17 protein-coding genes and 1 CRISPR repeat array are annotated in these 24,983 nt (G+C 41.7%); of the genes, 13 read left to right on the top strand and 4 right to left on the bottom strand.

The genetic code is table 11. The annotated features are described in order from the left end of the window. Positions 1 to 163 precede the first annotated feature (163 nt). Positions 164 to 1,111, bottom strand: coding sequence for an NAD-dependent epimerase/dehydratase family protein (locus AB0756_RS14945; protein WP_038076276.1), 948 nt, complete (start codon positions 1,109 to 1,111; stop codon positions 164 to 166). A 713-nt stretch (positions 1,112 to 1,824) separates the two neighbouring features. On the opposite strand from AB0756_RS14945, the gene purD reads away from it, so the two are divergent. From purD to AB0756_RS14930, 3 genes are all read left to right on the top strand, one after another. Then, entirely contained in the window at positions 1,825 to 3,099 is a 1,275-nt protein-coding gene (gene purD / locus AB0756_RS14940) for a phosphoribosylamine--glycine ligase (RefSeq protein ID WP_038076261.1), read from the top strand. 472 nt (positions 3,100 to 3,571) lie between these two features. Further along, positions 3,572 to 5,503: a two-component system sensor histidine kinase NblS gene (gene nblS, locus AB0756_RS14935; protein ID WP_038083039.1), complete on the top strand. Its 1,932-nt coding sequence runs from the start codon at positions 3,572 to 3,574 to the stop codon at positions 5,501 to 5,503. Between the two features lie 208 nt (positions 5,504 to 5,711). Continuing rightward, on the top strand, positions 5,712 to 7,553 hold the full coding sequence (locus AB0756_RS14930) for an NAD(P)H-quinone oxidoreductase subunit F (RefSeq protein WP_038083038.1): 1,842 nt from the start codon (positions 5,712 to 5,714) through the stop codon (positions 7,551 to 7,553). Positions 7,554 to 7,556: 3 nt separating this feature from the next. Here AB0756_RS14930 and AB0756_RS14925 read toward each other — a convergent pair whose 3' ends face one another. Further along, a complete protein-coding gene (locus AB0756_RS14925; protein WP_272900284.1) occupies positions 7,557 to 7,682 on the bottom strand; it encodes a hypothetical protein in 126 nt (41 codons plus the stop codon). A 58-nt stretch (positions 7,683 to 7,740) separates the two neighbouring features. On the opposite strand from AB0756_RS14925, the gene AB0756_RS14920 reads away from it, so the two are divergent. From AB0756_RS14920 to AB0756_RS14910, 3 genes are all read left to right on the top strand, one after another. Next, entirely contained in the window at positions 7,741 to 9,237 is a 1,497-nt protein-coding gene (locus AB0756_RS14920; protein ID WP_038083037.1) for an NADH-quinone oxidoreductase subunit M, read from the top strand. 296 nt (positions 9,238 to 9,533) lie between these two features. After that, entirely contained in the window at positions 9,534 to 10,664 is a 1,131-nt protein-coding gene (locus AB0756_RS14915) for a CO2 hydration protein (RefSeq protein WP_038083041.1), read from the top strand. Between the two features lie 304 nt (positions 10,665 to 10,968). After that, positions 10,969 to 11,664 (top strand): RpnC/YadD family protein, encoded by a 696-nt coding sequence (locus AB0756_RS14910; RefSeq protein WP_336604415.1) that lies wholly within the window; start codon positions 10,969 to 10,971, stop codon positions 11,662 to 11,664. A gap of 67 nt (positions 11,665 to 11,731) precedes the next feature. On the opposite strand, the gene AB0756_RS14905 is transcribed toward AB0756_RS14910, so the two are convergent. Together AB0756_RS14905 and AB0756_RS14900 are read right to left on the bottom strand one after the other, a co-directional pair. Beyond that, positions 11,732 to 14,413, bottom strand: coding sequence for a two-partner secretion domain-containing protein (locus tag AB0756_RS14905; RefSeq protein WP_082051783.1), 2,682 nt, complete (start codon positions 14,411 to 14,413; stop codon positions 11,732 to 11,734). A gap of 90 nt (positions 14,414 to 14,503) precedes the next feature. Further along, positions 14,504 to 15,124: a hypothetical protein gene (locus tag AB0756_RS14900; RefSeq protein WP_038083035.1), complete on the bottom strand. Its 621-nt coding sequence runs from the start codon at positions 15,122 to 15,124 to the stop codon at positions 14,504 to 14,506. Positions 15,125 to 15,516: 392 nt separating this feature from the next. On the opposite strand from AB0756_RS14900, the gene bchI reads away from it, so the two are divergent. The 7 genes from bchI (at position 15,517) to AB0756_RS14865 (ending at position 24,973) form a co-directional block, all read left to right on the top strand. Next, complete coding sequence (bchI, locus tag AB0756_RS14895) at positions 15,517 to 16,632, top strand: magnesium chelatase ATPase subunit I (protein ID WP_038083034.1); 1,116 nt, start codon at positions 15,517 to 15,519, stop codon at positions 16,630 to 16,632. A gap of 77 nt (positions 16,633 to 16,709) precedes the next feature. Beyond that, entirely contained in the window at positions 16,710 to 17,006 is a 297-nt protein-coding gene (locus AB0756_RS14890; protein ID WP_050046203.1) for a hypothetical protein, read from the top strand. Between the two features lie 245 nt (positions 17,007 to 17,251). Beyond that, the gene (locus tag AB0756_RS14885; protein WP_038083032.1) at positions 17,252 to 17,863 is read left to right on the top strand and encodes a Uma2 family endonuclease; all 612 of its coding nucleotides are present in this window, start codon (positions 17,252 to 17,254) and stop codon (positions 17,861 to 17,863) included. A gap of 294 nt (positions 17,864 to 18,157) precedes the next feature. After that, positions 18,158 to 20,359: a CRISPR direct-repeat array (repeat unit 37 nt; unit sequence GTGGCAATTTATACGAATCCCTATCAGGGATTGAAAC). A 219-nt stretch (positions 20,360 to 20,578) separates the two neighbouring features. Then, positions 20,579 to 21,040, top strand: a complete 462-nt coding sequence (locus AB0756_RS14880; protein ID WP_038090246.1) for a cupin domain-containing protein — start codon at positions 20,579 to 20,581, stop codon at positions 21,038 to 21,040. A 585-nt stretch (positions 21,041 to 21,625) separates the two neighbouring features. Next, positions 21,626 to 22,042, top strand: coding sequence for a globin family protein (locus AB0756_RS14875; RefSeq protein ID WP_038090244.1), 417 nt, complete (start codon positions 21,626 to 21,628; stop codon positions 22,040 to 22,042). 362 nt (positions 22,043 to 22,404) lie between these two features. Beyond that, entirely contained in the window at positions 22,405 to 22,650 is a 246-nt protein-coding gene (locus AB0756_RS14870) for a metallophosphoesterase (protein ID WP_038090242.1), read from the top strand. 322 nt (positions 22,651 to 22,972) lie between these two features. Further along, positions 22,973 to 24,973 carry a histidine phosphatase family protein gene (locus AB0756_RS14865; protein WP_038090240.1) on the top strand — a complete coding sequence of 667 codons (2,001 nt, stop codon included), beginning with the start codon at positions 22,973 to 22,975 and terminating at the stop codon, positions 24,971 to 24,973. The last annotated feature ends 10 nt before the right edge of the window (positions 24,974 to 24,983 follow it).

Genomic DNA, 24,983 nt, shown 5'->3' with positions numbered 1-24,983 from the left:
TTGCAGACATTCGCTCCTCAGCAAAGGTCACTTGTTGCAAGTTGTTAGTAACGATGTCTTACTGGTTAACAAAGAGCAGTTGGAACCTTCATGCAGTCATTCCCAGCTAGAAGCTGGGAACGATCGCAAAAATTGGATATTTTTGCAATCGTTTGAGGAATCCCTAATAGAGTGACTTCACCCAATGCCATTCCTGAGCCAAGCCTTCAGCTAGAGAAACTTGAGGCTGATAACCCAGTATTCTCCGCGCTTTAGAGACATCTGCAGCCGTGTGACGGGCGTCTCCCATAGCTTTTTCTACGTGGTTTCTCTTAATAGGTTTTCCAACAATTTTTTCCATCGTATCTAAAACTTCGGTTAGTACAACTCGACTACCACCGCCAATGTTAAAGATTTCTCCCACGGCTTCAGGTACAGTCGCTGCAGCTAAATTGGCTGCTATGGCATCACTCACAAAGGTAAAGTCTCGTGTTTGATAACCATCTCCATAGATAGGAATAGCCTCATCCGATAACACAGATTTAAAAAACTTGTGAAACGCCATATCCGGACGCTGTCTCGGACCGTAAACTGTGAAATAACGCAACGCTACGTAAGGGACACCAAAATTTTTGTGATACAGTCTGCATAATTGCTCGGCTGCAAGTTTGGTAATACCGTAAGGCGAAACTGGTTTGGGGCACATTTCTTCATGAGTTGGAAGAGTCTCAGCATCGCCGTAGATGCTCGAAGTTGAAGCAAATACTAGCCTTTTCAACTGTTTTGCATCTTTTGCCGCTTCCAACAGAATTTGTGTAGCACTGATATTTCGTTCTGTATAGAGACGAAATCCTTGACCCCAACTTGCCCGAACTCCCGCTTGTGCTGCCTGATGGTAAACTACGTCAACGTCTTTTAAGAGTGTTAACCAGTCTAAGGCGCGAATATCTCCTTCAATTAATTCAAATTTAGGATGATTGTGCAAGTGTGCGATATTCTTACGTTTTAATGCAGGATCGTAGTAATCATTAAATTCGTCTATTCCAATGACTTCTTCACCTTGCTTCAACAGAGCTTCTACAAGGTTGGAACCTATAAATCCTGCAACTCCAGTAACTATACTTTTAACCATGTTTTGTACTTTTTCAATACCTGAATCTATTTCAACTTCCACGTTAATCTCTCTGGTAGTTGAACCGCCATCAATTCACAATTATTTTTTACTATTCCACAAATAAAATCATGAAGTTCTCAAGAGATTACATTCATTTTCACTTTTAACTGTCTTCAGAAGAATTCAGGATATTTAATATCTTAATATCAACAGTGAATTTACTTATTTTTTGAGTAAATTTAAATGGAAAACAACATAGCTCGGTAAAATAACTGAAATTCAATTTGAGTTAAACAGTGACTGAAGTAGGTCGGTAAGAAAAGCTATAAGTATGTAAAAAAATGTAAACCTTGTTCTGTTTGGAGTTGGGGGGTCTAGCCTGGATCTCGCCTAAAGGCGAACGAGCTTAGCGCAATTATTAACCAAAAAGATTGTTTGCCTCAACTTAACTTATATCCTTTAAGAAAAGAAGGGGCTTGCACAAGCATCAAAATTGGTGAAAAATTGTACGGCAAGTTGTCATTACAGTAACCAGTGACCAGTGACCCTCTGGGTTCGCCAGTTGCCTGCAAAGAGAAATCCTCCTATGGCACGAAAGTGCCATGCACAAGGGAACGCACTGGTCTCACCAGTGACCAGTATTGAGAGATAACTGGTAATTCATGATTCACTGACAATCGGTAACTGATAACTGATAACTGGTAACCGATCCCAAGCTTAAGAGGACATCAGTGAAAGTTTTAGTTGTAGGTAATGGAGGGCGGGAACACGCTCTTGCCTGGAAATTGTTACAATCAAAGCAAATCGAGCAGGTTGTGTGCGTGCCGGGAAATGGCGGTACGGCAAGTATGGAACGCTGCCAAAACTTGTCTTTGTCTGTAGATGATTTTGAGGGAATCAGTCAAGTTGCCCAAAGAGAGGGTATTTCTTTAATTGTCGTTGGACCTGAAGTTCCGTTAGCAAAGGGAATCACAGATAACCTTCAAGCCAAAGGTTTTCTGGTTTTTGGTCCAAGCAAGGCAGGAGCGCAAATTGAAGCAAGCAAGGCTTGGGCAAAAGCACTGATGCAAGAAGCCAGTATTCCCACAGCGCGAGCTGCGGTATTTACAGAGGGAGAAGCAGCCAAATCTTACGTCAAGGCTCAGGGAGTACCAATTGTTGTCAAAGCCGATGGATTGGCAGCTGGTAAAGGTGTCATTGTTGCCGAAACATTGGAACAAGCACATAAAGCAATTGATGCCATATTCGGAGGACAGTTTGGCAGTGCGGGAAAATTTGTCGTCATTGAAGAGTATTTAACCGGGCAAGAAGTTTCTGTGTTGGCATTGACTGATGGGGTTTCAATTCGCCCGTTGCTACCGGCTCAAGACCACAAGCGCATTGGAGAGGGGGATACCGGAGAAAATACTGGTGGGATGGGTGTTTACGCACCAGCCCCCATTGTGACACCTGAGTTGATGGCAAGCGTTCAGACAGAAGTTTTAGAGAAAGCGATCGCAATTTTACGAGCCAAGGGCATTGATTACCGGGGGGTATTATATGCTGGGTTGATGATTGGCGAGCAAGGAGAATTTAAGGTGTTGGAATTTAACTGTCGTTTTGGCGATCCAGAAACACAAGTGATACTACCACTCTTAGAAACACCTCTAGAAGAATTAATTCTTGCCTGCGTACAACAGCGCTTGAGTGAAATGCCACCCATTACTTGGAAACAAGGAGCATGTGCTACAGTAGTTGCGGCTTCTGGCGGTTATCCAGGAACCTATGAAAAAGGAAAAGCCATCACTGGCATCGATCGCGCAGAAGCATCAGGAACAATTGTATTTCACGCTGGCACTCAGCTCAACCACGGACAGTTAGTAACAGATGGCGGTAGAGTGTTAAATGTTACTGGAATCGGGGAAGATTTTGATGCAGCGCTCGATCGAGCCTACGCTGGGATACAGCAGATTCACTTTGAGGGAATGTATTATCGACGAGATATTGGGTATCGGGTAAGGAAATAGGGGGTAGGGAGACAAGGGAGACAAGGGAGACAAGGAAGACAAGGAAGACAAGAGAGTATTTTCTACCCCCTCTCCCCCCTCTCCCGCATCTCCCCCCCTCCCCCTCTACCTTGTCCTCAATCCCTTCCTTATTTGTCAAAGAAACTGTTAATTTTGAGTTGTTAGGTTTATTTTCATTTGTAAATAAGTATGAAAACAGGAATGATGCCCTCCCAAACCGATTGAACTCACAGAAGCTGGCCTTGCATATAATAATTTGCATATTCTCAGGCTTTGAGAAAATCAGTCAAAATCCTTTCCCACTATCCTCTCTCCCCTCAGTCAACATGAGAAAATTAAATGCCTCACAGCTTAATTAGGCAGATCCGATGACAAAAATTTTACCGTCAAGCAAGCACAACACACTTCCCTGACCCCTGACTCCTAATTTCTAACCCCTAACCTGACCTCTTTTTAATACGCTGAATTTAAGATGCTGGCTATTTTAAAAACAATCAAAGAAGCAATTGTCAATTGGTGGTCGGAGTTCACCCTCCAGACAAAGCTTTTAGCGGCTGCTACATTAGTCGTGTCTTTGGTAATGAGTGGTTTGACCTTCTGGGCGATCAATACGATTCAGCTAGATGCACGTCTAAACGACACGCGCTTTGGTCGGGATCTAGGGCTGTTATTGGCTGCCAACGTTGCCCCACTGATTGCCGATCGCAATCTTACAGAAGTGTCACAGTTCTCTCAACGCTTTTACAGCAGCACTTCTAGTGTACGTTACATGCTCTACGCCGATGAAGAGGGGAAAATTTATTTTGGCATTCCCTTTTGGGAACCAGAAGTGGAAACTTCCCTTGCTATCAAACGGCGAATACAGCTACCCGATGATTATGCTGCTGACGCTGATAAACCAATGGTGCGGCAACACAGATCTCCTGACGGGGAAGTTACCGATGTGTTTGTTCCTTTGACGGTAGATGGCAAATACTTAGGCGTGTTGGCGATTGGCATTAACCCCAACCCGGCTGCAGTTATCTCTACAAACTTCACTCGCGATGTCACCATTGCCGTATTTATCTCGATTTGGGTGATGGTGATTTTAGGAGGAGTGATTAATGCTTTAACCATTACCAAGCCCATCAAAGAATTACTCGTAGGGGTCAAACAAATTGCCGCAGGAAATTTTAAGCAGCAAATAGACTTACCACTAGGAGGTGAACTCGGAGAGTTAATTCTCAATTTTAATGAGATGGCAAAACGCTTGGAGCATTACGAGGAACAAAACATTGAAGAACTGACAGCAGAGAAAGCCAAACTCGAAACATTGGTTTCTACAATTGCCGATGGTGCTGTGCTGATTGATAACAATATGCAAGTCATTTTAGTTAACCCAACAGCAAGGCGAATTTTTAACTGGGAAGGTATTGAAGTTGTCGGAGAAAATGTTTTGCGTTACTTACCGCCCTCGGTAGAAATGGAAGTAAAGCGTCCTTTATATGAAATGGCACTTGGTGAATGCGAGAGTGCAGAATTTCGCCTTCTACTGAACCAAACCACGCCAAGAACAATCCGCATTCTTTTAACAACAGTTGTTAACCAGCAACGAGAAAGTATTAAAGGTATTGCAATTACAGTACAAGATATCACTCGTGAAGTAGAATTGAACGAAGCAAAAAGCCAATTTATTAGCAACGTCTCCCACGAATTAAGAACTCCACTATTTAATATAAAATCTTTTATTGAAACATTACACGAATACGGCGAAGACTTAAGCGCGGTAGAACGTCGGGAGTTTTTAGAAACTGTCAATCATGAAACAGACAGGTTGACTCGCTTAGTCAATGATGTTTTGGATTTATCAAAACTTGAATCAGGTCGCAGGTATCATTTAGATGGTGTCGATTTATCACAAGCAATTGAACAAACGCTGCGGACTTATCAATTGAATGCCAAAGATAAAGGCATTGAACTGATTCAGGAAGTTTCTCCGAAGCTGCCATTAGTTGTGGGTAACTACGATCTGTTGCTGCAAGTGCTAGCAAATCTTCTGGGTAACGCACTCAAATTTACGCAAGCAGGTGGAAAAGTCGCAATGCGTGCCTACCAACTCGAACCAAGAACAAATTCAAGCGATCGCCAGACATCTCAAGTTAGAGTAGAAATTTCCGATACTGGCATTGGCATTGCCCCAGAAGATCAAGAAGCTATTTTTGACCGCTTCTTCCGAGTCGAAAATCGAGTGCATACCCTAGAAGGAACTGGTTTGGGTTTATCAATTGTCAGAAACATAATGGAAAAGCATCACAGCAAAGTTTATTTGGTGAGTGAAGTTGGAGTTGGCACTACTTTTTGGTTTGACTTAGCAGTATATGAAGAAGAAGCATCTCAAGTTGGGAAGTTGTCAACCGTAGCTTGAACTTTTACTGCATAATAGAATGCAATCAAAAAATTTATACCGCTGGATATTCTTAAATCAGAACCCAAATAGTTATGAGTTAACAATTGCTAAAGCAAAGAATGTCAACGATGAACTGACGAAAAAACAGTAAAGTGTGCAGTGTGAAGTAAGAAGTGAAAGGTTTTCATAATTTCACCCTCGCTCTTTCATTCTTCACGAGACATTCATGACAGAACTTCTGATTCAAACGACCTGGCTCATACCGTTCTACGGCTTGCTAGGAGCAATCCTCACCCTGCCATGGTCAACAGGCATTATCCGGCGCACTGGTCCCCGCCTTGCTGCCTACTTCAATCTCATCACGACCTTCAGTGCTTACATTCACGGTTTATTCGTTTTTAGCGCCTTTTGGAACAAACCACCCCAAGAGTTATTCATCCACTGGTTTAAAGTCGCGGATTTAGATCTATCATTTGCCCTAGAAATCTCATCCGTTAGCGTTGGGGCGATAGAACTAGTGACAGGTTTAAGCCTTTTAGCACAGTTATTTGCCCTAGGGTACTTGGAAAAGGACTATGGGCTGGCTCGTTTCTTTGCCCTGATGGGATTTTTTGAAGGAGCAATGAGTGGTTTAGCGCTTTCCAATTCCTTGCTACTATCCTATGGTTGGTTAGAACTGCTCACTCTATCAACATACCTACTCGTAGGGTTTTGGTACGCCCAACCCTTAGTTATGACAGCCGCCCGTGACGCGTTTTTAACCAAACGAGTGGGAGACATTTTGCTATTGATGGGAGTTGTGGCGCTTTCAACTCACGCAGGTAGCACAAACTTTCCCAATTTATATCAATGGGCGCAAACAACACATTTACCATCACAAACACTCGCACTGTTATGTTTGGCACTTATTGCAGGACCGACGGGAAAATGTGCTCAATTCCCCCTCCATTTGTGGTTGGATGAAGCGATGGAAGCCCCCAATCCGGCATCAGTTTTGCGGAACTCCCTGGTAGTTTCCTGTGGTGCCTATGTGTTAGTCAAACTTCAACCAATTTTAGCAATTTCACCGATTGCCCTCACAACTTTAGTTGCAATTGGTACAATTACCGCTGTTGGTTCCTCTCTTGTTGCTATTTCTCAAATCGATATCAAACGCGCTCTTTCTCATTCCACAAGCGCTTATATGGGGCTAGTTTTTATTGCAGTGGGAACGGGAGCAACAAACTTTGCCCTGATGATAATATTAACTCACGCGATCGCCAAGGCTTTGTTATTTATGAGTATTGGTTGTGCGATCGCAACAACTAACACTCAAGACCTTACAGAAATGGGAGGGCTTGGAAAAACCATGCCCATCACAGCTGGTGCTTTCATAATAGGTACAACTGGACTCATTGGATTATTTCCACTGAGTGATTTTGAGGCTTTCTCACAAGGAATTGAGCCATGGCAGTTCAATGCTCCTTGGTTAGTAAGTATCTTGCTTCTTGTAAATGCTTTAACGGCATTTAACCTCACTCGCGTGTTTCGTTTAGTTTTCTTAGGTTCATCTCAAGCCAAAACCCGTCGTGCGCCCGAAGTAGGATGGCAAATGGCATTACCAATGGTTATTTTGGCAGTAACTACCCTATCCGTTCCCTTCATGCTGCAAAGTCTCGCTCTGATACCATCATGGAAAGCTATGAACATCTCAGCAAGTTTGCTGCCACTTCTATCTAGCGTTTTGGGTTGTGGGATTGGAACACTCATTGAACTGCGACGAGTCTGGTTAAGACCGATACAAAAAACCATGAAATTCTTACATGAGATGCTAGCTTATGATTTTTATATCAGCGAGTTTTACCGTATCAGTGTTGTTTTTGTGGTAACACAGTTATCCAAATTTACAGCTTGGTTCGATCGCTTCATTCTAGATGGCTCGGTAAACTTATTGGGATTAGTTACAGTTTTGAGCGGTCAAAGTTTGAAATACAGTATCTCTGGAAAATCTCAAATTTACGTTCTCACAATTTTATTGGGGCTTAGCTTTTTCACTATTTTTATGACATTTTTAAGGGCTAATGGCTAATGGCTAATGGCTAATGGCTAATGGCTGATAGCTAATGGCTAATGGCTGATGGCTAATGGCTGATAGCTGATGGCTAATAATGGCTGATGGCTGATAGCTGATGGCTTTTGAACAATTAGCAATTAGCAATTAGCAATTAGCTAATGACTATCTCCACTCAACAAACCACTACAAGTTTCTAACCCCTATGCTCAGTTCCTTGATTTGGATACCAGTACTGAGTGCTGCTGTCATCGCATTTTTTCCTAAAGTGACATCTCAAATTGCACGATGGATTGCATTTGGAAGTTCTTTGGTAATGTTAGCTTTGTCACTCTTTTTAGGCAGCCAGTTTCAATTATTAAATCCCACTTGGCAATTTCAAGAATATATTCCTTGGCTGGAAACATTGGGCATTCATTACCATTTAGGAATTGATGGTTTATCTCTACCTTTGCTCATCCTTAATGGATTGCTTACAAGCATTGCTATTTACACGACTCATCCTCTCACTCATAGAACCCGGTTTTTCTATACGCTGATCTTGCTTTTAAATGCTGGGGTGTCAGGTGCTTTCTTATCTCAAAATTTGCTGTTGTTCTTTCTATTTTACGAAATAGAGTTGATTCCTTTGTATTTGCTGATTGCTATTTGGGGAGGCGATCGCCGGGAATATGCAGCCACAAAGTTTTTGATTTACACTGCAATTTCTGGCATTCTCATACTTGTAGCTTTTTTGGCATTAGTTGGGATGAGTGGTGCTACCAGCTTTGATTACAATCCCTCAGTTTCAAGTGCTCTACCTTTGGCGACTCAAATCCCCCTTTTAGTGACAATTTTGCTGGGATTTGCTATAAAAACACCTCTTGTTCCCTTCCATACATGGTTACCAGACGCTCATGTTGAAGCATCAACACCCGTTTCCATACTGTTGGCGGGAATTCTTCTTAAGTTAGGGGCTTACGGTTTTTTACGTTTTGGCTTGGGCTTATTTCCTGAAGCATGGTCAGTTCTTTCACCTTGGCTTGCTACCTGGGCGGTTGCGAGCGTTCTTTATGGAGTGATTGTTGCGATCGCACAAACAGATATGAAAAAGATGATTGCCTATAGTTCTATCGGACACATGGGTTATGTCTTGCTTGCTGCGGCGGCTGCAACTCCCATAAGTTTAATGGGTGCCATTGTTCAAATGATTAGTCACGGGTTAATCTCTAGTTTGCTCTTCCTCTTAGTAGGTATTGTTTACGATAAGACCTGTACCCGCAATCTGAATATCCTTAAAGGGTTGTTCAACCCAGAACAAGGCTTACCCGTCATTGGAACCCTTATGGTGATAGCAGTTATGGCAAGTGCAGGTATCCCCGGTATGGCAGGTTTTGTTGCTGAGTTTTTGTGTTTCCGAGGGAGTTTTTCTGTCTTTCCCATACAAACGCTTCTTTGTACGATGGGTACGGGATTAACCGCTGTATACTTTACAACGCTCGTTAACCGCGCTTTCTTTGGTCGCCTTCCTGAGGCAATGGCTGAACTACCTCCTGTAAAATGGTCAGAACGAATTCCTGCAGCCATATTAGCAGCAATTATCATCCTATTTGGAATTCAACCAGGTTGGCTCATGAGTAAAAGCGAAGCAACCACATCTGCAATGAAACTTACCAGTTCTGAATTATTAGTTATCAACCAACCTTCTGTCGATCGCTTCTAAATCAATACGGTTCAGATAAGACTCGATCCCCCTAGCTTCCCGCTTGATTGGGGGAAGAAAGCCCTGCTTTCGAGCGGGCGGTTGGGGGGAACTTCAAGGATGAGATATTGTTACCTGAACCGTATTGGCTTATCACTGATTGCCGAGCGACAGACACTAGTACAACATGGCATAAATAAGGCGACCATTAGTAATAAACAAAAAGCTGAAAATAACAGCTTTTGTGCCTTCTGCTGACCTGTACTAGTCACCTTTCCCCAGCTACTCTTGATTACTTTTTTGGTAGAAACACAATGATGGTTACTCTTAAAAAACTCAACCAGTCTTCCCATCCCCTCAAAGAATATATTCACCGTTTGGAAGCCGGAGAAAGCCTCTTATCTGATTCTCTACAAAATCTGCAAGAAGTTGTTGGAATTTTACACAGTTATGCATTTGTTTTAGATGCCTATTCCAAAAATCTTCTTCACATTGCTAACAATGCGTTCTTAGAACCATTTCCTCTTTTGAAACACATGAATGGTGAAGCCACGCCTAACAATTTACTCCGCTATGCTTGGGACGATCGCTTAAATTTTGAATATGCAGAATATTGCGCTAAAACTATGTTTTGGCATGGTGGGGGTAGTTTGGATACCTACTTAAATTCATTGGAATTTGAGCAAGCCGCCCAAGAAGCAATACTGGCTAAATTTGAAAGCAATTTGTTATTCAAAAGCTTTCATTATTTATTTCGTAATTTTTTTCCAGAACAAATTAGACAATTAGCATATTATAGTGCTTTAGGTCAATTCTGGAGAGTCATGAGCGATCTCTTTAGTGAGTTATCGCAGCTTTATAACCGTCAGGAAATCTCTTCCATTTCTCAAGTGACAGACTATATTCAGTCCGGTCTAACTGTAGCAGTCAAATCACCCATCACCTATAGTGTTAGTATTCGTGGAAAACTTTACAAAATTATTCCAAAAACAGCCGGGTTAAAATTTTTGCAAGATGTAGCCGTACCTTATGTGGAAACCATTTTCTTTCGAGGAACTCCCTTTTTTGGTACAACTTCCTACAATGCTCAAGCACGGCAAATACCTCAAGATCTATCTGAGTTTGCTTATGGCGTACTTTATGCCGATCCTCTCATAACGGGTGGTGCGGGAATTCCTCCTACTTTACTCATGCAAGATTTGCGCCATTTTCTACCTGAGTACTTACACGAAGTATATATGCGATCGCCCCGAAAAGAAGACAATCTCCGCGTACAAATTTGCCGCAGTTTCCAGAAATCCATGTTTTGCGTCGCGACAGCCGCTATCAAAGGGCTATCACCTTATCCCTTGGATACTAAAGAACCTTATCAACAACAAAGCAATCGTAAATATTTGGAAAGTTGGATGGATCGCTTCGTTGCTTCTCGTTTGCTGAATGTCCAGTAATACCAAGCTTCGCGCATTTTTGAGAAAAATGCGCTCCTTCCACTACCCTTAGTAACACGGGAAGCTGGTATCCCCGAAGTATGAGTATCAATTCATTAATTTCTTGATACTCATGCGTCATTCATGTCGGGGACGAATCGACATTTAAGCTATTATTTTGGTTGCCCAATTTTATTGTTACCTACATGAGCGACCCCCAAACTGAATTCGACTCGCCCTGGAAGGACATCCTACATTAGCTGATAAACTAGTCAAGATTTATCGTACTAGTGGTGAAGAAGCTTGGATACTCATCCATGTGGAGGTGCAGGCTCAAGAAGAAAGCAACTTTACCCAAAGGATGTTTATTTACAACTATCGCATTTATGACAGGTACAAGCGCCCGGTTGTATCACTGGCAGTTTTGGGAGATGAGCGTAGCACTTGGCGACCAACCCAATTTGGTTACCAATTATTTGGGTGTAGGATGGATTTCCAGTTCCCAATTGTAAAGTTGGTAGACTATGAACAAAGGTGGTCGGAGCTATTCGCCAGTCGCAACCCGTTTGCCACAGTCGTGATGGCGCACCTCAAGGCAATTGAGACGCGCAGTGACCGTAATGCACGGCTTCAGTCGAAGCTAGCACTGACCAAACGACTGTACGAGTTGGGTTTTGAGAGGGAGGATATCATTAATTTATTCCAGTTTATTGACTGGATGATGAGTTTACCATCTGAGTTAGAACAGGAATTTTGGCAAGAAATACGCACTTTTGAGGAGTCTAGACGTATGCCGTACATCACTTCGGTTGAGCGAATTGGTATTGAAAAAGGTAAGCAGTCCGTACTTATAAAGGCTATATCTTTGGGGGTAAAACTCAAATTTGGTGAGTCGGGTCAAAATCTATTACCTGAAATTGAATCTATCTCTGATGTAAGTTTGTTAGAGACAATCTTAGAAGCGATAGACACAGCTTGTACTGTTAAGGAGTTACGGCAAGTTTATCAACCAGGGGCGTGAGTAATACGAGGTAGCTGCAACTCACTTTTCCACTCCATAAAATACACATTGAGATCCCCTAGCCTTATTAAGGGGGGCTAGGGCGTGTTTTCAAACATTGAAGAGAGCGCAAAGAACTCTGAGGAGAGACATGAGGCGCATGAGCCACAAGAACTACTTCACCGTTAGCGCTTTTTACCCATCTGGTTGCTTCGACAATTGCTCCTGAATTTATAGAAGTTTGTTTTATACGAGTGGATGAAGAACGAGCGTGAGTGTCAGGTTGAGGAGTTACCCAATCTACTTGCAAAGCATCAGCTATTAAGGGCTGGTAGGGACTGGTTGGGATACCACCACGTTCTGTAACAATGAGCGAATTTGCTGTTTGGATATTACCAGCATTGCAGCTAGTATCAATTTGTTGGGTTGCATCAGCTAAATTTGCGGGTAGTTCAACTAACCCACTACTGGGATCGGTATCGGGTCTGTTGATTTGTACAACACCATCTGTACCGAATCTAGAACTGGCGGTAATATCAGTGTCTGGAGCGAGAAATAGCCCTTGAGCCTTAAGATTAATATTCCCACCCCTTCCAGTGAAGGCATTAGCTGTGATATCGCTGTTGGCTGAGGAAATCAAGATAATGGTATCTATATTAATATTTCCGCCATTACCGCCCGCGTTATCGCTCCCTGCGGTAGCAGTTATGTTGCTATTGTTACGCAGTGAGATGCTTCTGGCTCTGAGAGTGATATTTCCACCTTCACCGAATTTTGTTTCTGTTGAAATAGTTCCCTGGCGATCGAGACGAATGGACGCAGCGGTAACATCTATATTGCCAGCTTGGCTTCCACCCTCGCTGCTGACACTGATTTGACCTCTATCTTGGAGAAAGATCTCTCCAGCTTTGATGGTTAAATTTCCCCCCTCTGCTAGCCCTGCAGTTTTAGCAGAGATAATTGCTCCTTCTCGAACAATCAACTTTGGCGTGTTGATATTGATATCTCCTGCTGTACCGAAATTAGCTGTTCCTACAAGCAACCCGCTTTGTCTTGTAGGAGAAGATCCTACAAGTTCAATCAATTTGGAAGCATTAATTGATAAGGTTCCGCCTTTACCTTCACCATCCCCAAATGTAGATGCTGAGACTTGTCCCCCATTCCCGACAATCAGTGTTCCTGTCTGTATAATTAATTCGCCAGCATCTCCCTTACTGTTTTGCGAAACTGCGTACAATCCACTAGAGTAGTTACCTGCATTGGAAAAACCCGAGATGTTTACCGATTGGGCATCAACAAACAGTTTTCCACCTTGCCCGCCAAGACTAGATGCAGAAATTTGTGCTCCACCTTGAAGCGTGAGCGTGTTCGTTTTAATGGATAAATCTCCCGCCTTTCCACCGTTTGAGGTGCTAGTAAAGAATCCACTGGGATTGGCATTAGCAGCCGTACCAAAAAGTTCTATTGACTTGGCATTTACAAAGAGTTTCCCCCCTTGACCACCACTGCTAGATGCTGACACTTGTGCTCCATCTTTCACAACAAAATTGTCTGTTTGGATAGTTATATCTCCAGCATCTCCTCCATTTAAAGCATTCGTAAATAAACCACTCGGTTTGCCGTACTCATTAGTTCCAAATAGGTTTACAGATTCGGTGGCAGTTACGAAAAGATTTGCTGCCTTTCCAGAGCTTGAAATTCCCGTACTAATTTGCGAGCCATTACCCACAGTCAAACGACCTGTTTGAATTGTCAAATTGCCAGATAATCCAGTTCCCAAAGCTTCAGTGGAAAGTTGACTATTTTCCAAAACATCTAGTGATTCCGAAGCATTTACTGTTAATGTTCCTGCTGTATTTGTCCCTGTAGCGATCGCAAATATTTGAGAATCGCGAACTGAAATACGTTTACCCTGTAGCTGAATATTAGGTTCCAAACCACTATCACCTACAACCGTGTTTTGAGGCAAAGACACATCTAGCAATGCTTGTTGTGAGAGTGATATGTTAGCTCGGGGAACACTCTCAGGAACGCTCAAACGCAGTTGATTGTCTGCGGTTTGAAGGTTAACAACTCCATTACCTGAAACCGCTACCAGACTGAGTTGACCGTTTGGTGCTTTGAGTTTCCCCCCGATTAACTCTACATCACCACCCACCAATAATAAACTTTGATTGCGCTTAACTTCTAAACCTACCAAAGAGCGATTGATAATTGATTGGGCTGATATTTGATTAAAGAGCAGTGCTGAAGGGTTAATAGTTAAAGTTGCATTCGGGCGTTCTGGGGTAGAAGCGCTGAACAAACCTTTATCGCTAAACTGAATGGCATTGGCTGTTGTTGCCATAAACGAGCCACCTATGTCTATGCTGGCATTGGGTCCAAAGCTAATGCCATTGGGATTGATCAAAAACAAGTTGGCTTTACCAGAAACGGACAGTTTACCTAAGATGTTTGAGCGATCGCTACCTGTTACCCGAGTGATAATGTTTTTTATACCATTAGGGCTGACAAAAGACGCAGTTCGTCCTGCATCGACGTTAAATTTTTGGAAACTATGAAACAAGTTATTGCCACGAGTTGCGCCGCCGCCAATTATATCAAGTGGTATGCCGGAAAGAGAGCCAACTCTTGAAGATTCACTTCCCATAGTTGTATCAGGTACAATACTTTGAGCAACTGCACGTTTAACCGTACTTATTCCCAGCAATGCAACCAATGCCAAACACGTTTTCAGACTTATTCTGCTTGATAAAAGTATGGTAGTCATTACACATTCCAACCCAAAAGCGTATCTGCGATCCAGATGGTTAGATACCCGGCTCCTTGAAGAAGTCGGGGAGCTTGCAGTAGCAGAATATTAGAAACTACCACTGAAATCCAGAATTGGTGAATTTGTATCAAAAATTCCTGTATTTAAGTGATTTATTGTAGAAAAGTTCGGTGTATTACCTGAGAAGGAATCGTGCAAGGAATGTATGCCTCCCAGTTTTAAATTATCATTCAATTTGTAACTACCCACAACAACACGTGGAACTAAAGTTGTCAAACCTAAGACGGATTTATATTCTATGAAGATAGGAGGGTTGACAGGATTGGTGGCACTATGGAAGGGAACTTGAGTAGTCCCACCAGAACTGGAATCTGTCACTGTATCGGCTATATAAATATCATCTCCTTGCTCAAAATTTTCAATGATATCAATACCTTCAAAACTAGTTACCTGAATTTTGTTAGGTCCTATATCTTGCATTCGGGCATTGGGGTCTTGAAAGAAATAGTAATCAACTCCAACACTGCCTTTTAATGTATCGTTCCCCAAACCACCAAAAAGCAAATCAATATCGTCGCCATCACCACCGCCTAGAGTGTCATCTCCTTGTTTACCGAAGATTTGGTCGTTCAGTTCAGATCCAAATAAAATATCGTTGGCTCCATCGGAACCTTCAATGGTATTAAATTCAATATATAAAACTGTCATTGTAAATATCTCCTGTTGTCAGCTCAGTAATGTGGTTACGGTAGATACACAAAATTCTTCGTCCCACAACTACAGCGATTTAGAGGAAGATGCTGCATTGCATAAATTTTTTGTCCCAACTTATACTTCAGGCAATTTTCTGATTTTTCTGCAACAAATTAAATAACTTTATAAAAGTTTGTAAATCATCCAGTTTATTTCCGATCCGCTTTAGCTGACTTTTGCCTTTTATCTGTTACTAATGGTTGCTTTATTGACACCGTTCTGTACTAGTATAGGGAGCGAGGACCGAGCACACAGGATTTTTTATCCTCTTTGTCCCCAATCTCCAGTACCCTACCTATGGCACAATAAAAGACGGTAATAAGAAATATATAGATAAGGTAACAAGCGTGAGTCCAACTGCTCAAGCCACCGCAAGTGCGCGTCGTGTGGTATTTCCATTTACAGCAATTGTGGGTCAGGAAGAAATGAAACTGGCTCTGCTGTTGAACGTGATTGACCCAAAAATTGGTGGTGTGATGATTATGGGCGATCGCGGTACGGGGAAATCCACAACTATCCGGGCGCTGGCTGACTTGCTACCAGAAATCCCTGTCGTCGCCAATGACCCATTCAACAGCCATCCCAGCGATCCCGATTTGATGAGCGATGAAATCCGCCTACAGCTAGAGCAAGGAGCGGAGATTCCTACAGTTCAGAAAAAGGTGATCATGGTAGATCTCCCATTGGGAGCTACAGAAGACCGCGTTTGCGGTACCATTGACATCGAAAAAGCTTTATCAGAAGGTGTTAAAGCCTTTGAACCGGGATTGTTGGCAAAAGCCAATCGAGGTATTCTCTACGTAGATGAAGTGAACTTGCTAGATGACCATCTCGTAGACGTGCTTCTTGACTCTGCAGCAAGTGGCTGGAACACGGTAGAAAGGGAAGGTATCTCCATTCGTCACCCAGCTCGTTTCGTGCTAGTAGGTTCTGGGAACCCAGAAGAAGGGGAACTGCGTCCTCAACTCCTCGATCGCTTTGGCATGCATGCTGAGATTCACACAGTGAAAGAACCAGCTTTACGCGTGCAAATTGTGGAACAACGGGCAGAATTTGACCAAAATCCTCCGGCTTTTTTGGAAAAGTACAAATCTCAGCAGGAAGAACTACAGCAAAAAATCGTCAATGCCCAACAGCTTTTACCAAGTGTTACAATTGATTACGATTTACGAGTGAAAATCTCTGAAGTTTGTTCTGAACTGGATGTCGATGGCTTGCGGGGTGATATTGTCACCAACCGCGCAGCTAAAGCAATAACCGCGTTTGAAGGGCGCAACGAAGTCACAGTTGATGATATTCGTCGCATCATTACTTTGTGTTTGCGTCACAGGTTGCGGAAAGACCCCTTGGAGTCTATTGATTCTGGTTACAAAGTAGAAAAAGCTTTTGGTCGGGTTTTTGGTGTAGAAATACCTGAAGATACAGCACAAACAAACGGTACGGGACAAAAGGTGAGAAGTTAGCGATCGGTCATTGGTCATTTCATCAGTGACCGGTGACCATCCAGATTAATCAGTAACCGCTAACCAGTGACTTAATTATGAGATTTTGGCGCTTTTGGTTTAATTCATTTATTTTATCGAGCCAGTACAACCCTCCGCGCTTTGTGGAGATGGTAATGGTTTTAGTGGCGCTTGTATTGCTCATGATTTGGCAAATTACATTCGAGTCGCCATACATGATACTTGGTTGGAGTTTGGTAGTTGGAGCATCATTTTCTATATTGGTACGAGAAGCCATTGCTCCAACTCCAGAAACGCGCATCAATCAATTAGCAGCATTTTTGTTTTTGATAATTAGTGGCTTTGGGTTTTTGTATGTTTTTCAAACTGTTTGAACCCGAAGTCCGAACTAGTATTGCGCCACATGAATTCTGAAGTCAATAACCATAATATAGCAATCCTAAATCATTTGTAGAAAATTTAGATTGCTAATGGCTAATGGCTAATGGCTAATAGCTAATGGTTAATAAGCAATTAGCTATTAGCCGTCTTCGGTATTATCCCATTTTGTGCAGTTCTGAACCTGAGTGTTCCCTAACAACTATTAAAATTAAGAGATTCCTTTCAAAAGGATATTAGTATGACCCAAGCCCTACCCAAATTAGTCACTTTTGAAGAATTTTTGAGATGGAAACCTGAAGTAGGACGATACGAACTGCACAATGGATTGGTTATCGAGACGCAACCAACGGGACCGCATGAACGAATCAAAGGTTTTTTAGCTTCCGAATTAACCGTTGAGTACAAACGGTTGAAATTGCCTTACTTCATACCGAATCAGGCGCTAGTAAAACCGCCAGGAAGCGAATCAGGGTATTTGCCCGATATTTTGATAATAAATGATGAAAATTTAGCAGCAGAACCATTGTGGGAAAAAGAATCGACAGTTTCCCAGGGTGCATCAGTTCCTCTAGTTATTGAAGTTGTTAGTACTAACTGGCGTGATGATTATTTGAAAAAGTTCGCTGATTATGAAGAAATGGGTATTCCCGAGTACTGGATTGCGGACTACGCTGCTTTGGGTGGCAAACTTTTCATTGGCAATCCAAAGCAACCCACTCTCTCCATTTACGAATTGATAGAAGGCGAATATCAGCGAGTGACCCAGTTTCGTGGAGACGATCGCATTATCTCTCCAACTTTTCCCGAATTAAATCTAACTGTGCGGCAAGTTTTTCAGGCAAGGACTTAACCCTTGCACTGCACTACGTTTTATAGTTTGGTAAAATACCATTATTGTAGTACTTATGTTCCAAAAAACGCGGATGGGTAGGTGTTTAAAAACGCTTAACTCAAAAAAGACCTTCTATGCCTGAGTACATCAGGGTTACAGCCGAATTTTTCTTCCCACCCATCCGCGCTCCCTACTAGGTATAGGTTTCAGCCATTTTCTCTTGACACTACCAGTCTCAATCGTGTTACGATAAACCCATTCGCGCCAGAGAACCTTGAAAACTAAATAGAGAAACCCTTTCAAAACCCGGCAGTGGCAATTTATACGAATCCCTATCAGGGATTGAAACAATAGCGCTAAAGCAGGCGCACATCTAACAGGCAAGTGGCAATTTATACGAATCCCTATCAGGGATTGAAACAATTGCTTCAATCAAGTAAATCCATCCCGGTTCAGTGGCAATTTATACGAATCCCTATCAGGGATTGAAACAATTGTAGTGCTCGACCTAGCCGAACCCGGATACGGTAAGTGGCAATTTATACGAATCCCTATCAGGGATTGAAACGATTTACTTGGTGGGGAGTAATGATGAAGTTCTTACCGGGTGGCAATTTATACGAATCCCTATCAGGGATTGAAACGAGCGGGTTGCTAAGGCTGAGGAAGCACGATTCAAGTGGCAATTTATACGAATCCCTATCAGGGATTGAAACGGACTGTGCATTATTTAAAACCCCCATTGCTGGGGTGGCAATTTATACGAATCCCTATCAGGGATTGAAACGTATTGAGAGCCAGCTTTATAGGGGTTTATAGCTTATGTGGCAATTTATACGAATCCCTATCAGGGATTGAAACTCAAATTATCTATAGCTTTCATAACTGCGATCGGTGGCAATTTATACGAATCCCTATCAGGGATTGAAACATTTTAATCAATCACGGTAAAGAACCTTTTGAAGTGAGTGGCAATTTATACGAATCCCTATCAGGGATTGAAACGTATTGGACCCCAAGAACCTTCATCACCATATTTTGCGTGGCAATTTATACGAATCCCTATCAGGGATTGAAACGTTTCACTTATGCCTGGAAACATCTCATCTATTCGTGGCAATTTATACGAATCCCTATCAGGGATTGAAACCACCTCGGCATAGCCTTCGTAAGTGAAAAACCGACAGCCGTGGCAATTTATACGAATCCCTATCAGGGATTGAAACTGCCTTGGGTGGTGCCTTTGGAATTTCAGAGTAGGGCGTGGCAATTTATACGAATCCCTATCAGGGATTGAAACGTAGTTTTTGAACTTCACAGTTGACCAATGGTTGGTCGTGGCAATTTATACGAATCCCTATCAGGGATTGAAACGAAAAGCTCAGATCGAAGGTAGGGGGCTATATTCGTGGCAATTTATACGAATCCCTATCAGGGATTGAAACGGTTGGCTGTGACGTGCCAACCTTTTTTTAATGTGGCAATTTATACGAATCCCTATCAGGGATTGAAACTTTACCACAGCAACCACAACCACAGCCCGAAGAGGTGGCAATTTATACGAATCCCTATCAGGGATTGAAACAAAAGTGGCGCAACATATGAAGAGAAAATGGCTTTGTGGCAATTTATACGAATCCCTATCAGGGATTGAAACTCCACACGGCTTGCGGTAATTCAATGTGCAAGTGCGTGGCAATTTATACGAATCCCTATCAGGGATTGAAACAATTGATCAAGGTGCGCTTGATAACGGATTTTCGTGGCAATTTATACGAATCCCTATCAGGGATTGAAACTTAGTTATGCAAAACCTTCACGCTATTGCTTCAGTGGCAATTTATACGAATCCCTATCAGGGATTGAAACGCCTAATGCCCAATACCAGTTATCAGAGCAAGTGTGGCAATTTATACGAATCCCTATCAGGGATTGAAACAATATTAATCATGGGCACAACACCCGTATTAAGTGGCAATTTATACGAATCCCTATCAGGGATTGAAACAGCTTTACAAGGTCACTTTTATCTAGTCTGTGAGAAGTGGCAATTTATACGAATCCCTATCAGGGATTGAAACATATCGTAGCCGTAATGTTGGTTGATGCCGAACCGTGGCAATTTATACGAATCCCTATCAGGGATTGAAACGTTCTTCTTCCTCAGGGTAATCTAAAAGGCATGGGTGGCAATTTATACGAATCCCTATCAGGGATTGAAACAGATAAATCACTTGATAGAAACACTAAGATGAAATGTGGCAATTTATACGAATCCCTATCAGGGATTGAAACAAAGTGGAGAAAGCCCTGGAACATTACCCAATGTCGCGTGGCAATTTATACGAATCCCTATCAGGGATTGAAACAAGATTGATGCCAATATTCAAATTGTTTTTGCATTGATGTGGCAATTTATACGAATCCCTATTAGGGATTGAAACAATTTTCAAAAACAAAACTACCAGATAAATAATGTGACAATTTATACGAATTTTTATTAAGTATTGAAACATCGAAGTAGCGACCAACGCCCCATGCCTCTGAGGTTGCAATTTATACAAAAGATTATTAGGATTGAAACATTGCGATCGCAATTTCCTTGGGTAGGTAGTAAGCCATGCGATAATTAACAGATCCAAGAATCTGGGCACTGAGCAACAATAGCAGAGACTCCTATACCTAACGATCCATGCGATAATTAACAGATTGATTTCCCAATATTCAGTCAACATGATTATTGACCCAACAAACGTACCAAAGGAAACGGGTTCGCGCTACCCACAACAGTTTCAAGAGGTTGTCGCCGGACGGATACGACAGCGATTGGGTAATTTTGCTGGCTTGAAAAATTTTGGTGTGAATTTAGTGACTCTAGAACCAGGAAGCACTTCTGCACTACGGCATTGGCATTCTCACCAAGATGAATTTATTTACGTATTAGATGGCGAAATCATTTTGGTGACAGATGCAGGCGAACAAAGGCTAACTCCAGGAATGGCTGCCGGGTTTCCCGCTGGTGACGGCAACGGACATCATTTGCTCAATCGTTCCAGTAAAGTAGCGATGTATTTAGAGGTGGGAGATCGGACTCCAAATGATGCAGTCACTTATCCAGATGACGATTTGCTAGCACAAGTTAGTCCTGATGGTAAATCCTGGATTTTTACTCATAAGGATGGCACTCCTTATTAATTTTTCTTCCACTTCTACTCAAGTGTGATTTTGAGGAAAAATTAATTCCTAGTTTCTACTCCCTCGTTTCTCAAAAAGCAAAGTTTTATCACTCTAGTCCTAGCTTTTGCCATTTATGTAATACTTCTCGCACCGTTTGTGCGCTCCAATTAAAGTAAGCCGCTATCCTCTCTACTTACCAACCATGTGCGCTTAATCTAATGGCTTCTACTCTGTCTTTCACGTTCTACAGTACATTTGCCATTCTCAAGTGAAAAAGAGTTCTATCTTGCTCTCTAGTCAGAAATACCCTTAAACGGCTCTACCCATCTCTCTGTTACTTATAAACACATTATAGCGTTTCCTAAGCAACTGAGGTACACCCAAATCTTGTTAAACAAGGTTATTAGCTTTGAAAATGTACTTCACCAGATTGGGAAACGTTGTATATATTTACTTATCTTTACATAGTTTATTTTTTTCACCTCGTTCTACTTAATTCATTAAAAAAGTTGAAGTAGGAAAAGTGGGTTGATTTTAAAAAAGAATAGCTTTGTTTTTAAAACCTGATAAGGTTTGATATGTTATGTCCAAATCACAGGAAAAATGTCTTTAAATGTTGAACTATTAGAACAAAGTTTCGCTCAAATAAAACCTCGCGCTGAGGACTTTGTAGCTAGTTTCTATGAAAACCTGTTTGCATCTCACCCAGAAGCAAAGCCGTTATTTGCCAATACTAATATGGTAGAGCAACGGCAACATTTGTTAGCTGCTCTAGTCTTGGTAGTACAAAATCTCCGGAAACCAGAGGTTTTAGAAGAAGCTTTAAAAAAGCTAGGAGCCAAACATATCAGCTATGGAACTGCTCCCGAACATTACCCTCTAGTTGGACAAGCACTGCTAACAACTTTTGAGCAGTATCTTCAGCAAGATTGGACTTCTGAAGTGGAGCAAGCTTGGACAGATGCTTTTGGAGCAATTACCGCTTTGATGCTAAAAGGTGCAGAGGAAGTATATCCTTAATTTTAAGGAGACTTATCGACCTTTTGAAGACAAATTTTGACTGAACAGCCGATTTGAGATGCTCAATGCTTTGCTCATAAGTCATTTTGTAGCTTGTGGGTAAAGCCTATTTAATAGCCAACGCAAGTTTCAGTAGAGAACAGCAGATGCAGACGAATTACAAATACTCGCCTTAGCAAACTTATAAGGAAAATGTTTTCAACACCTTTATAGTAGGTATACAGTTGCCATACCTTATCAAGTATCTCAAACCCAATTAATCGGAAAAGTAGGAAAGGTCGGTTGATTCTCTAAACAAGTAGCTTTATTTTAAAAATCTGATAATGTTTGATATATTATATTCAAATCATAAGCAAACATATATGTCCCTGCTTTCTGGATATATCAATCAGGTGCGCCGGGAAGAGAAAAACGTGCTGTTTATTATTTCTGGTGATATGCTCCAAGTTTCAACAATTGATACAGAATACCAAGAAATTTCTAACATAGAAATTATGAATTACTTGGCTCCTGATGTGGTGACCTTGGGAAATCACAAATTAGGTTATGGGTTACCTCACTTACTGTTTCTGGAGAAGATGGCAAATTTCCCAATAGTAAATGAGTAAATGCCAATTTATACATTAAAAAGTAGAACTCGATCGCTTTCACGAAACTGATGGTACTCAAGGACGATTTACAACTAGTATGTCACTTGCAGATAGACGCGATCGCCGAGATGAAAGAACCAATCCGCCTAACTTAGAAGCTTGTTTAGATGTAGACACCGAAAGATTTATACAGCTATTCGATCGACTTGTCTGACGAAGTTTATAATGCTTTTTCTTAAAATCTCCGTGATTAATATCACACTACTTTGATAAACAATATGAATAATTTTCAAAAGGAGAATTTATCTTGAATATAATTTCTAATTCGGAAAATCTGTCCATGACATCTAGCCAAGTAGTAGAAAATAATCATCAAACAGGAAAAGTGTATTTTATCCGGCATGGTGAAAGTACCAGCAACGAACGCAATATTTTTGCAGGGGTGTTAGATGTAGATTTGACTACATTTGGGAGATTGCAAGCCCGTCAAGCAGGTTTCGATCTCAAGAAAAAAGAAGTGAAGTTTGATGCTGTATATGTCTCTCACATGAGACGCGCACGACAAACTTGTGAAATTGCACTTGCTGAAAGTCAGGCTTTGAAAGTCCCCGATACTCCTATTCAAATCGACCATCGAATTAGTGAGAAGTCTTTTGGGATTTTTGCGGGACGTAACCTGAATTTATTGCGTCTAGCTTTGGGCTACGAAGGCTTCGAGGAAATGTTGCATTCACATAATGAAGCACCTCCAGCTGGCGAAAAGATCGCACAAGTTTACGATCGCGCTGCTAGTTTCTACGAGGAACGAGTTGTACCGCACTTAGAACGCGGTGAAAATGTTCTGGTAGTATGTCACCAATATGTATTGGAGCCTTTAGCACTTTATTTAAGCAATTTGCCACCAACAGCTTATAAACATCTGAAACTTCCTAATGGTAAAGCTCTCAGTCGAGATGAGCTAGTCAAGTTTCGCAACAAAGAATCCAGTGGTGCTGCTTCTTTACGCAAACAGATCAACGATCTGTCAATTATGTGGGCAATTTTGCTCTATGCTGCTGCTTTCTTATTAGGATGTTTGCTTAGGGCGTTAAGTGCTTCTGAAGGGGGAATTCCATCAGTACTATTTCGAGCTATCATCGTTGCTTGTCTTGCGGCTTCAACCTTTTATACATACTTAGACATTGACTTTGCAGCCAGTAAACGCAAAGTTACGGCAACTGTGAAATATATAGTCTATGGGTGGATGTTAGTTAGATGGACAGTGGGGCTATTTTTAATATTTTCTGGAATCTTGTATCAAAGCCCTGGCGATTTATATAAAGTTATGTGGGTGCTTTTTTTGATGGTGCCACCCGCCCTTACTTCCCCAGTTTTATCGATACTTTGGGGCGGTAATCTTTATCCCTCAGCTATTTTATCCAGGACTTTATCAATCATTACTCCAGTAGCACTGATTGTGACATTTGGTTTGGCAAAACAATTACCAATTAACTCTTCCAGCCTAATATTTTTTGTTATTATTCTCATTGTTGGTTTGGCAATACCAGGAGCTATAGCTCAGTTTTGGCGTGACAAATCTCCAGTTGAATCAAACCACCATAGCAAGAACTGGAAATTTATCGGCGTGCTAGCTGTTGCATTCATGGCTTTTGCAACCGGGTTTCAGTTTACTGTGCCAACATTCACTTCTGACTTATTTTCTGCAACAGATGTCAACAGTTCTCTAGCTTGTTTACAGCAACTAGCCGTAGCAACATTAGTCTTTCTCTTAATACGCATCTTTGCTGTATTAACTTCAGTATTAACGAAAGGTAAGCTCAATAAGGCAGAATCTCAAGATGCTTATATTCTGCTTGTTAATCCCAACTTTTTCCTTTGGGCTGCTCTTTTTATCGGAGTTAGTACAACTGCGAATCCCGCAGCAGTAAAATATGCAATTTTTTGGGCAGCACTAGGTTTTTTCTGCATACCACTCATCGAGCAGATATTGTTTATGAATTCATTTGGGAATGAATTATTGCGAGAAACACTGCGTTCTTCGAGATTGGCAACAGCAGAAATCCAAAAGCTGTTCCTGGAATTGGATACAGATGGAAGTAAAGCACTCAATAGAGACGAGATTATGGAGCTTTTAGGTCGAATAGAAGATATGACAACAGGAGAACGTAGCTCCCAAGAAATCAGGAAATACATCACAGATTATCTTTTCGCCACTCTTGATGCCGATAAAAATGGAACTGTCGATTTGCAAGAATTAGAAGAGTATTTATCAACATATGGGTTAGTTGCTAATCTGAACATCGTTCCTGGTATTGCATCCGCAGTTGCATCAAGGGTTTAATAGAAGGCTT

It is taken from the genome of Tolypothrix campylonemoides VB511288_2 (genome assembly GCF_045999855.1).
Taxonomy (GTDB): Bacteria; Cyanobacteriota; Cyanobacteriia; order Cyanobacteriales; family Nostocaceae; genus Scytonema; species Scytonema bouteillei_A.
This window is presented reverse-complemented; position numbering and strand designations above follow the sequence as displayed.

What these genes read in the sequence shown, in the direction of transcription:
- AB0756_RS14945 (WP_038076276.1), bottom strand. Translation starts at nt 1,111, where the DNA reads ATGGTTAAAAGTATAGTTACTGGAGTTGCAGGATTTATAGGTTCCAAC.
- nblS (WP_038083039.1), top strand. Translation starts at nt 3,572, where the DNA reads ATGCTGGCTATTTTAAAAACAATCAAAGAAGCAATTGTCAATTGGTGG.
- AB0756_RS14930 (WP_038083038.1), top strand. Translation starts at nt 5,712, where the DNA reads ATGACAGAACTTCTGATTCAAACGACCTGGCTCATACCGTTCTACGGC.
- AB0756_RS14920 (WP_038083037.1), top strand. Translation starts at nt 7,741, where the DNA reads ATGCTCAGTTCCTTGATTTGGATACCAGTACTGAGTGCTGCTGTCATC.
- AB0756_RS14915 (WP_038083041.1), top strand. Translation starts at nt 9,534, where the DNA reads ATGGTTACTCTTAAAAAACTCAACCAGTCTTCCCATCCCCTCAAAGAA.
- AB0756_RS14905 (WP_082051783.1), bottom strand. Translation starts at nt 14,413, where the DNA reads ATGACTACCATACTTTTATCAAGCAGAATAAGTCTGAAAACGTGTTTG.
- AB0756_RS14900 (WP_038083035.1), bottom strand. Translation starts at nt 15,124, where the DNA reads ATGACAGTTTTATATATTGAATTTAATACCATTGAAGGTTCCGATGGA.
- AB0756_RS14890 (WP_050046203.1), top strand. Translation starts at nt 16,710, where the DNA reads ATGAGATTTTGGCGCTTTTGGTTTAATTCATTTATTTTATCGAGCCAG.
- AB0756_RS14885 (WP_038083032.1), top strand. Translation starts at nt 17,252, where the DNA reads ATGACCCAAGCCCTACCCAAATTAGTCACTTTTGAAGAATTTTTGAGA.
- AB0756_RS14880 (WP_038090246.1), top strand. Translation starts at nt 20,579, where the DNA reads ATGATTATTGACCCAACAAACGTACCAAAGGAAACGGGTTCGCGCTAC.
- AB0756_RS14875 (WP_038090244.1), top strand. Translation starts at nt 21,626, where the DNA reads ATGTCTTTAAATGTTGAACTATTAGAACAAAGTTTCGCTCAAATAAAA.
- AB0756_RS14870 (WP_038090242.1), top strand. Translation starts at nt 22,405, where the DNA reads ATGTCCCTGCTTTCTGGATATATCAATCAGGTGCGCCGGGAAGAGAAA.
- AB0756_RS14865 (WP_038090240.1), top strand. Translation starts at nt 22,973, where the DNA reads ATGACATCTAGCCAAGTAGTAGAAAATAATCATCAAACAGGAAAAGTG.